This window comes from Thalassotalea agariperforans, assembly GCF_053470345.1.
In genome coordinates this window covers 493,674-503,046 of the sequence record NZ_JBQMWH010000002.1, presented here as the reverse complement: position 1 = coordinate 503,046, position 9,373 = coordinate 493,674, and the positions used below count along the sequence as shown (strand labels likewise).

Sequence of the window (9,373 nt, the reverse complement as noted above, 5' to 3'; positions counted from 1 at the left end):
AGGGTCGTTGGAGACTACAACGTTGATAGGTCAGGTGTGGAAGTGCTGTGAGGCATTGAGCTAACTGATACTAATTGCCCGTGAGGCTTAACCATACAACACCCAAGTGGTTTTACGAGAGTAAACATTGAGTTGTATGAGACTGACATAAGTTTAAAAACAGAATATCACGTACTTACGAGTACTGAATAAGAGCTAAGGTATTTATGCGACGGTGTGATTGATAAACAACAACACACAATAAGCTTTCCAAGATTATTAATGTTGAGTGATACATCACTTAACAACATGTTTTTGTCTAGCGACAATAGCATTGTGGTACCACCTGATCCCATGCCGAACTCAGAAGTGAAACGCAATTGCGCCGATGGTAGTGTGGGAGTTCCCATGTGAGAGTAGGACATCGCTAGACTTCTATTAAAAGAAGCCCGCAACAATGTTGCGGGCTTTTTTCTTCCTGTCTTCATAATATTTATCAAAATTAGCTATATGAGATCATGAAGCTAGACTTCTAATTTAGTTTAGATAATGAAACGCAATTGCGCCTGTCGTTTCTAGGCATCCATGCCTCCACGACATTAGTGCTTCCTTCACGTCATGGTAGTGTTACTTATGTTACAGTAAAGCCCATGTGAGAGTAGGACATCGCTAGACTTCTATTAAAAGAAGCCCGCAACACTGTTGCGGGCTTTTTGCTTTTCTGCGGTTAATTCTTTTCTATAGGTATGTTATTAAGTGCTACTTTCCTATAGCAATGGCGAGTTGAGAGTAGCTTTTTATTTTATCCATAACTGCTACGGCAAGATCATAGCTTACATCAGCTTCAGGAATTAATAACACTGTTGTAGTGTCATTTTTAGCAAGGAATTGAGATATACGTGAAGGTACTCTTTCGATATCAACTAATTTATTATTAAAACGGATCAACCCATCTTCTGAAATATTAATCACCATATTTGGTTTATTGATTGTTTCTGTCGTTTTAGACTCAGGTTTAAGCACCTCAATACCTAGCTCTTTTACAAAGGAGGTGGTGACTATAAAAAATATTAATAAAATAAATACAATATCTAGCATTGGCGTCATATCCACTTCAGCATCATCATTAGCAACAAACAGTTTCTTTTTTGTCATAATTTTATCCTTATGATTTTTATATCTTTGTCTATTTACGATTTTATTCGTAATTAAGTTTGGTTGATAAAAATGAATTAATCAAATTAATAAAGATGATAAAATATTGTCACCTTTATTTTTTAATTGAACAGTAATCAAAGTAGTGTATGGCTAAAAATAAACCTGAGTTTTCAATCCAGAGTTATGGCATTTATAGTGAGTGGGATGCTAAATCAAAAGAACTTCCTAAAATAAAGGAGTTTACTACGGATATTCCGGCTGAAATTGATGTTGAGTTTGGCTATATTTTGAATGTTAAAAAAGGCAAAGGTTGTCGACTAAATTTTATTATTTATCATCCTGATGTTTTAGATAAAAAAGGCCATGTTATGGCACCTTTTGAGGATGAAATATATGTTAAAACAAATGATTGGGACTTTTTTTTAGGAGATACTATTTGGGCACCCATTGATGATAAAATTGGTCCGTGGCGTATAGTTATTGAATATCAGGGCAATATTATTACGGATAAAACCTTTGATATTTCTCTGGATTATTGTCAGCAAATGGATGATTTTGCGTTGTTAAATAGAAGAATAAAAAAGCGATAATAGTTAGGGTCTGTTTATCTTTGTTTAATAATTCAGCCGAGAGATAAAATCGTTTTAATCAAGGCTGAAATTATGTCGTTGAGTCATCTAAACCAATAATTTTTAACGCCGAGTAAATCGATTTTAGCCTCAGCCCTCAGCCCTCAGTGCACAGTGCAATGGCTATTTTTTACGCTAGCGGTATTAGAATTTCACTCATTTGGAATTCACTCATTTGAAATAAGCAAACAACCTTCATTCTGCTTTGCTATCACTTAAAATAGCCTGTTGCTGATAATATAAACTAAAATCAACAGACCCTAATTAAGTGAATTAATTCATTTATCCAAGTCAGAGGATGCCATAACGTCGTGTTACTTGGTAGAATGACTTCATTAAGATAAAACTATGTTGAATTAATCCTATGGCAATAAATTGGTTCCCTGGGCATATGCATAAAGCCCAAAAAGAGATCAAAGAAATTCTACCGCAAATCGATGTTGTGATAGAAGTTTGTGATGCTCGCCTACCGTTTAGCAGCGAAAACCCAATGATCACCGAGATCAGAGGTGATAAGCCGTTAATTAAAATTTTAAATAAAAGTGATTTAGCTGATCCTGAACTTACTCAAGTGTGGCTGAACTACCTTGAATCACAGCATAATGTTAAAGCCATTGCATTAACAACTGATAATCCAAGTGTTGCTAAAACATTACCTAGTTTAATTAAAAAGCTTGTACCTCATAAAGATGAAACAGGTAAACAAATTAATGCTGTGATCATGGGGATCCCCAATGTGGGTAAATCTACCTTATTAAATACTTTAGTAGGAAAAGCAAAAGCAAAAGTAGGTAATGAACCCGCAGTAACAAAAGGGCAACAACGTATTCGTTTAGAAGACGGTTTGTATTTATATGATACACCGGGCATGTTGTGGCCGAAAATTGTTAATGAAAGCAGCGGTTATCGTTTAGCAATTACCAGTGCTGTTAAAGATACCGCCTTTGATCATGAAGAGATCGCCTGTGTTGCTGCGGAATATTTATTATCCGCGTATCCTGAACGTTTAAAAGCTCGTTATCAAATTACTGACTTACCAGAGCAAGAAGTAGAATTAATAGAAGCGATTGGGCGTAATAGAGGTTGCGTTAAAAGCGGAGGTATTGTCGACTTCCACAAAGCATCCGCTATTCTTATTAACGAAATTAGAGATAAAACTTTAGGGCCGTTAACCTTTGAAACACCGGAGATGATTGAAGCAGAAAACATTCATTTTGCTGAATTAGAAGCAGCTAAAATTGCCGCAAGAGAAGCGAAAAAATTAGCACGTGGTCGCGGTCGTAAAAATAAACCGAAAAAAGGAAGATAAATGACTGACTTTATTTTACATCCAATGTTGGCCAACGACACGGTCACCCTTGCTGAATTGCCTTTATCTCGATTGTTATTAAGCAATGATAAACAATACCCATGGTTCATCTTGGTACCAAGAGTTAATGATATTCAAGACATTTACCAACTTGAATGGCAAGATCAACTGCAATTTCTAAATGAATCTAGCTTATTGTCTGAATTATTAATGCAGGTATTCAAAGGGGATAAGATGAATGTTGCCGCTTTAGGTAATATCTGTCCGCAGTTACATGTACACCATATTGTTCGCTTTAAAACTGATGCAGCATGGCCGGCACCAGTTTGGGGAAAATTGCCGGCAATAAAGTATTCAGTTGCTGAAATTGAAGAAATTAAAGCGAAACTGGTTCCGTTGTTAGAAAGTATTACAGCATAAAGTGTGAAACTGGGGTTAGGCTGTTAAGTTTAGCCGCCAATAAATTTCACTTTAAAGCCGTTTTTTTCTAATACCTGTTTTATTAATTCGCGTTTATCACCTTGTATTTCAATGGTTTCACCGACAACGCTGCCACCACAACCACAGGTTTTTTTGAGTTTACTGGCGAGATCTTTTAATGCTTTTGCATCTAGTCCTAAGCCGGAAATAGCCATAACGCCTTTACCTTTTCGGCCTTTGGTTTCACGTCTTACTTTAGCAAAACCGTCTGATGGGGTAATTTCAGGTTTAGCTTTTTCTTCTTTTATTCTGCCTCCATCTGTAGAAAATACTAATTGAGAAAGCTGATCATGCATCGACATAAGAAAAAAACACTTATTAAAAATTAATGATACGGTATTATAGAGAAAAGGCAGCGATAAAAAAACCAGCATCTTAGCTGGTTTATAGGGGGCCATTATTTGTTACTGCTTATAGCTTGTCAGCTAGTTCAGGTAAAACATCGAATAAATCAGCCACTAAGCCGTAGTCAGCTACTTGGAATATTGGCGCGTCAGGATCTTTATTAATAGCCACAATAACTTTAGATTCTTTCATTCCGGCTAAATGTTGAATAGCACCAGAAATGCCAACGGCAATGTATAAATCAGGCGCGACAATTTTACCTGTTTGCCCAACCTGTAAATCATTGGCAACAAAACCGGCATCAACTGCTGCTCGGGAAGCACCGATCGCACCACCGACTTTATCAGCAATATTTTCCAGTAGTTTAAAGTTTTCACCATTTTGCATACCGCGACCACCTGAAATAACAACAGGTGCACTACTGAGCTCAGGACGCTCAGATACGGTTAATTGCTCATTCACTTGCTTAACTTTATCTGAGTTAAAAATTGTTGTTATCGGCACAACGTCAGCATTACCGGTTAATGTTGCCGCATCAAATACCGTCGCCCTTACTGTTAATACTTTTTTTGCATCTAAACTTTTTACTTTTGCGATCGCGTTACCGGCATAAATAGGGCGATAAAAAGTATCTTCACTTTCAATACCGGTAATTTCAGATATTTGAGTAACATCTAACTTTGCAGCGACACGAGGCATAATATTTTTGCCTGTGGTTGATGCTGTCGCAATAAAATATTGATATTTATCCGCTAAAGAAATAATCAATGGGGCAATATTTTCAGCTAGTTGATGTTGATAAGCCTCATTATCAGCCAACAAAACCTGCTTAACACCGGTTATTTTACTTGCTTGCTCTGCTACTGTTTCGCATTTTAAACCGGCGATTAATAAATCTACGTTAGTATTTATTTGGCTGGCCGCATTAATGGTTTTTAAAGTTGAAGATGATAGTGTGTTATTGTCATGTTCGGCTAATACTAAAATACTCATGCGATCACCTTAGCTTCATTTTTTAATTTATCGATTAACATATCGACATCGTCAACAATAATACCAGCAGTGCGTTGGGCTGGTGTTTGAACTGCGAGTAGCTCTACTCTTGGGCTTAAATCAATGTCATAGTCGCCAGCATGTTTAACTGCCAATGGTTTGCGTTTAGCTTTCATAATATCAGGGAGTTTGGCATATCTTGGTTCATTTAACCTAAGATCTGTTGTTACCACTGCTGGTAAAGTTAGGGCTAAGGTTTGTAAGCCACCGTCAATTTCACGGGTGACAATGGCCTGATTATTTTCAATAACAAGTTTGGAAGCAAAAGTGGCTTGAGGTAAATCAGCCAATGCCGCTAACATTTGGCCGGTTTGGTTGTTATCTGAGTCAATAGCCTGTTTACCCAGAATAATTAAACTAGGTTGCTCTTCTTTCACCACTTCGTTTAATAGTTTAGCGATATTAAGAGAGTCTAGTTGCTGCTCTGTTTCTATTTGAATAGCGCGATCAGCACCTAAAGCTAGGGCTGAACGAAGTTGTTCTTGGCAAGCTTTATCACCAATAGATACCACAATAATTTCACTGGCATGGCCAGCTTCTTTTAATCGGATAGCTTCTTCCACTGCTATTTCACAAAAGGGATTGATCGCCATTTTTACATTATTTAAATCAACATCAGAGTTGTCTGTTTTGACTTTTATTTTTACGTTGTAGTCGATCACACGCTTGATGGGAACCAATATTTTCATGTTTTCCTCAACTTTCATCTATTGTTAACTTAAAACGATAAGATAATTATTAAATTCTTATTTAATTCTGTGTTTATTCTGAGAATTTATCCATTTGGTCTACGCTTTATCTATGGCTAAGTTTGTTATTAATTTGCTGTTTTATCATTTGTTTAATAAATAGTTTAGTTAGCTTTTGGTTTTGTGCAGGACAAATTTCTATTCAAAAGCGATTATTTAGTTAAATCTTATACTGGATATTATCAAACACTTGTTTTAAATTCAAACGAGTGTTTTAATTTTATTATTGATGATTGTGAGATGAATATTATGCAACGAGAAATTCAACGTGAGTCTATGGAGTTTGATGTTGTTATTGTTGGTGCTGGCCCCGCAGGTTTAAGTGCGGCCTGCCGAATTATGCAGTTAGCGAATGATATAGAGCAAACATTAACCGTTTGTGTGGTAGAGAAAGGCTCAGAAGTTGGAGCGCATATTCTTTCGGGCGCTATCCTCGATACTAAATCACTCGATGAATTATTTCCCGATTGGCAAGAACGACAAGCGCCAATAACAACACCCGTTAACCAAGACAATTTTTATTACCTGAATAGCAAAGATAAAAGTATTCAATTACCGTCATGCGTTGTACCACATACCATGCATAATAAAGGAAATTATGTTGTTAGCATGGGCAATGTTTGCCGTTGGTTAGCTGAACAGGCTGAACAATTAGGTGTTGAAATTTTTCCAGGTTTTAGTGCGCAAGCGGTTTTATATCAAGGTGATCATGTTGCCGGTATTATTACTGGAGATATGGGACTTGATGCTAATGGTGAAGAAAAAGACAGTTTTGTTGCCGGCATGGAATTACGAGCTAAATACACTATTTTTGCGGAAGGCTGCCGTGGTCATCTAGGTAAACAATTAATCGATAAATTTGAGCTCTCGCAAGGTAAAACACCACAACATTATGGTATTGGCTTTAAAGAGATATGGGACATTCCGGCAGAACATCATACCCCAGGCTTAGTGGTGCATTCAGCGGGCTGGCCGCTAGATAATGACACCGGTGGTGGAGGATTTTTATACCATGGTGATAATAATCAAGTTTATGTAGGGATGATTATTGACTTAAATTACCAGAATCCGTATTTAAGTCCATTTGATGAGTTTCAGTGTTATAAACACCATCCAGTCATCAGTCAACATTTGCAAGGTGGCAAGCGTGTATCATATGGTGCGAGAGCTATTAGTAAAGGAGGTTTTCAATCATTACCTAAACAATCCATGCCTGGAGCATTACTAATTGGTTGTGATGCGGGCACGATCAACTTTGCTAAAATAAAAGGGAATCATACCGCGATGAAATCAGGCTTGCTTGCTGCAGAAAGTATTGTTGAAGCACTAGCCGCGGGTAATGAGGGAGGGGATGAGCTCGTTAGCTATCAAGAAAAGTTCAAACAATCTTGGTTATATCAAGAACTGTATAATGCTCGGAACTTCGCGCCAGCTTTACATAAGTTTGGTACGTTTTGGGGCGGTGCTTTTAATACCCTTAATCACAATATTTTTGCTGGAAAATTACCCTTTAATATAAAAGATACATCTCATGATTATCAAAAAATGTTACTGGCTCGTACTGTTAATAAAATAACTTATCCTAAACCTGACAATATTTTAAGCTTTGATAAGTTATCTTCTGTGTATTTATCAAATACCAATCATGAAGAAAGCCAGCCTTGTCATTTAAAATTACAAGAGCCAACTATCCCGATTGCCGTGAATTTAGCTAAATATGCTGAGCCAGCCGTTCGTTATTGTCCTGCGGGCGTTTACGAAATAGAAGAGCATGAGCAAGGGGCCCGCTTTGTTATTAACGCCCAAAATTGTATTCATTGTAAAACCTGTGATATTAAAGATCCTAGCCAAAATATTACTTGGCTACCACCAGAGGGAGGCGGTGGGCCAAATTACCCTAATATGTAAAAAAGAGCCGAAAGGCTCTTTTTAATAGCTAAAACAGCATATTAAAGGTTATGTATTTACGAGCGGTTCAATGTGAACTTTTCTTTCTGAGTAAATCAGTTTACTTGGCCCGTACTCACGTTTTGTACGCTCATGAAAATCTCCAACTCGCATTTCTACACCGTGATATAAACGCTCGGTTCCTACAATATAAACACTGCTCATGTACTCTTGTAGCTCTTGCTCAGCCAACTCCTTTTCTCTAATGATTCCAGCCATATTTTGAGCGTGATGTTTATAGGTAGAAATAACTTTGGCAAGCATTTCGGGGTTAGCGACTTTTTTCGGTAAATCTTTCATTTTTTTAGCAAGCGCTTGTAACTCTTGTGCTTTTGTCGACTCTTCCTGTAATCGACCCTCAATTTCCGCTATATTCTCTTTAAAATGATCTACTTTTTTGTCAAATGAAATTATCGTTTTACTACCTGCGGTTGCTCCGATAATGCCTGAGCTAACATATTGGCCGGCATGAATATAACCACCAATTAACTTACCATTGGCTTTATCTTCTTTACCAACCCATAAGTGACCGGTGACTTTAACAATATTATGCATTAATTGATTTTCAATTCGAACATTGCCTTCGCAACTTATCTCGGCATATTGGCTATACATCGCAAAAATATTACCTTTAGCGACGAGTAGTGCGCTCATTTGAATATCTTGAATATCGCCAGCTTCTTCTACTTCTTGCTTGCGACCAATGATGCCTTTTTGAATGGTAATGTCACCACCGGCTTCAAGGTAAGCTGATTCAACAAAACCTGCTATTGTGATATCGCCAGAGGCGACAACCTTCATGCTGTCTTTAACGTCACCTGTAATGATAACGCTGCCTTCAAATTTGATATGGCCGGTACTAACATCAACATTATTGATTTGATAAACTTTATCGACTTGCATGCCATTGTCGATAATTTTAGGTAAACCAACCAGCTTTGAAATAAGTAAATCTTTATCACGCGGGCTCAGTTCAGTGCCTTCACCGGCAATTAACGTTTTATCATCGCCGGGAGTTGGTTCTAGTGGGGTGCCGGTAACAGTATAACCTTGAACGCCAAGCGTAAAAGGGATGCGTTTGGCTAAAGGATCACCAATTTTTACGCAAATAATATCGCCTAAATCTCGCATGTCGACAGAGCCATCATCACGCTCTTTCGGTTTTAAAATTCGTGCTTGAGCACTTTCTACCAGAGGCTTTATTTTTGTATCTTTGCCATTAACGGCTTGTTTACCTTGGGCGATAACAGCGTCAACTGTGGTGCCGGGTTCGGCTTTAGCTGCTGCTTGAGCTAAATTAATAAGAGCTTCTTTAATAAACCCTTTTTTGATGCCAAATTCTTGTGCTTGTGATAATAGCACTTTAGCGCTGATATGCTTACCACCAAGTGCTGTGGTAATCTCGGCACTGGCCGACATATCATCATTTTCTATTTTAAACTCAACGGTGGCATCACGACGTTCTAAAATTTCATAGGTTATTTCTCTACCATTAAGCCCTGCAGCGAGGGCTTTAAGTTCGCTATTTAATTCTGCAATAGCGTTTTTAATGTTGGCTGAAATAACAAACAGGCTAGTGTATTCAGAATTGTCAATTAATTCATAAATAGAAGCTTCAGTAAGTGGCTGGTCTGTTTTACGAGGTACCAATACTAAGTTAACGTTATTTTTTTTATTTTGCGTTAAACTTGCTGTAGTCATTAGATAATTCTCGACTCTAATTA

General features: G+C 37.5%; 9 protein-coding genes and 2 rRNA genes. 6 read left to right on the top strand and 5 right to left on the bottom strand.

What is annotated here, in order from left to right:
* Positions 1–95: ribosomal RNA gene (locus ACSLUO_RS05400) — 23S ribosomal RNA — on the top strand; the annotation flags it as partial.
* A 202-nt stretch (positions 96–297) separates the two neighbouring features.
* Positions 298–412, top strand: a 5S ribosomal RNA gene (gene rrf, locus ACSLUO_RS05395).
* Positions 413–738: 326 nt separating this feature from the next.
* Here rrf and ACSLUO_RS05390 read toward each other — a convergent pair.
* Complete coding sequence (locus ACSLUO_RS05390) at positions 739–1,134, bottom strand: ExbD/TolR family protein (protein WP_448246849.1); 396 nt, start codon at positions 1,132–1,134, stop codon at positions 739–741.
* A 149-nt stretch (positions 1,135–1,283) separates the two neighbouring features.
* On the opposite strand from ACSLUO_RS05390, the gene ACSLUO_RS05385 reads away from it, so the two are divergent.
* The 3 genes from ACSLUO_RS05385 to ACSLUO_RS05375 all read left to right on the top strand — a co-directional run bounded on the left by ACSLUO_RS05385 (position 1,284) and on the right by ACSLUO_RS05375 (position 3,495).
* On the top strand, positions 1,284–1,727 hold the full coding sequence (locus ACSLUO_RS05385) for a DUF3859 domain-containing protein (RefSeq protein WP_448246847.1): 444 nt from the start codon (positions 1,284–1,286) through the stop codon (positions 1,725–1,727).
* A 403-nt stretch (positions 1,728–2,130) separates the two neighbouring features.
* Entirely contained in the window at positions 2,131–3,075 is a 945-nt protein-coding gene (ylqF, locus tag ACSLUO_RS05380) for a ribosome biogenesis GTPase YlqF (RefSeq protein WP_448246845.1), read from the top strand.
* Complete coding sequence (locus tag ACSLUO_RS05375) at positions 3,076–3,495, top strand: HIT domain-containing protein (protein ID WP_448246843.1); 420 nt, start codon at positions 3,076–3,078, stop codon at positions 3,493–3,495.
* A 29-nt stretch (positions 3,496–3,524) separates the two neighbouring features.
* Here the strand turns inward: ACSLUO_RS05375 and ACSLUO_RS05370 are convergent, their stop codons facing one another.
* The 3 genes from ACSLUO_RS05370 to ACSLUO_RS05360 form a co-directional block, all read right to left on the bottom strand.
* Positions 3,525–3,857: a translation initiation factor gene (locus ACSLUO_RS05370; RefSeq protein WP_448246841.1), complete on the bottom strand. Its 333-nt coding sequence runs from the start codon at positions 3,855–3,857 to the stop codon at positions 3,525–3,527.
* 109 nt (positions 3,858–3,966) lie between these two features.
* Positions 3,967–4,893 carry an electron transfer flavoprotein subunit alpha/FixB family protein gene (locus ACSLUO_RS05365; RefSeq protein WP_448246839.1) on the bottom strand — a complete coding sequence of 309 codons (927 nt, stop codon included), beginning with the start codon at positions 4,891–4,893 and terminating at the stop codon, positions 3,967–3,969.
* Positions 4,890–5,642 (bottom strand): electron transfer flavoprotein subunit beta/FixA family protein, encoded by a 753-nt coding sequence (locus ACSLUO_RS05360; protein ID WP_448246837.1) that lies wholly within the window; start codon positions 5,640–5,642, stop codon positions 4,890–4,892. Before ACSLUO_RS05360 ends, ACSLUO_RS05365 begins: the two co-directional genes overlap by 4 nt.
* A 336-nt stretch (positions 5,643–5,978) precedes the next feature.
* Between ACSLUO_RS05360 and ACSLUO_RS05355 the strand changes: the two genes are divergently transcribed.
* Complete coding sequence (locus tag ACSLUO_RS05355; RefSeq protein ID WP_448246878.1) at positions 5,979–7,610, top strand: electron transfer flavoprotein-ubiquinone oxidoreductase; 1,632 nt, start codon at positions 5,979–5,981, stop codon at positions 7,608–7,610.
* A 48-nt stretch (positions 7,611–7,658) separates the two neighbouring features.
* Here the strand turns inward: ACSLUO_RS05355 and ACSLUO_RS05350 are convergent, their stop codons facing one another.
* On the bottom strand, positions 7,659–9,350 hold the full coding sequence (locus ACSLUO_RS05350; protein WP_448246836.1) for a flagellar assembly protein A: 1,692 nt from the start codon (positions 9,348–9,350) through the stop codon (positions 7,659–7,661).
* Positions 9,351–9,373 lie beyond the last annotated feature (23 nt).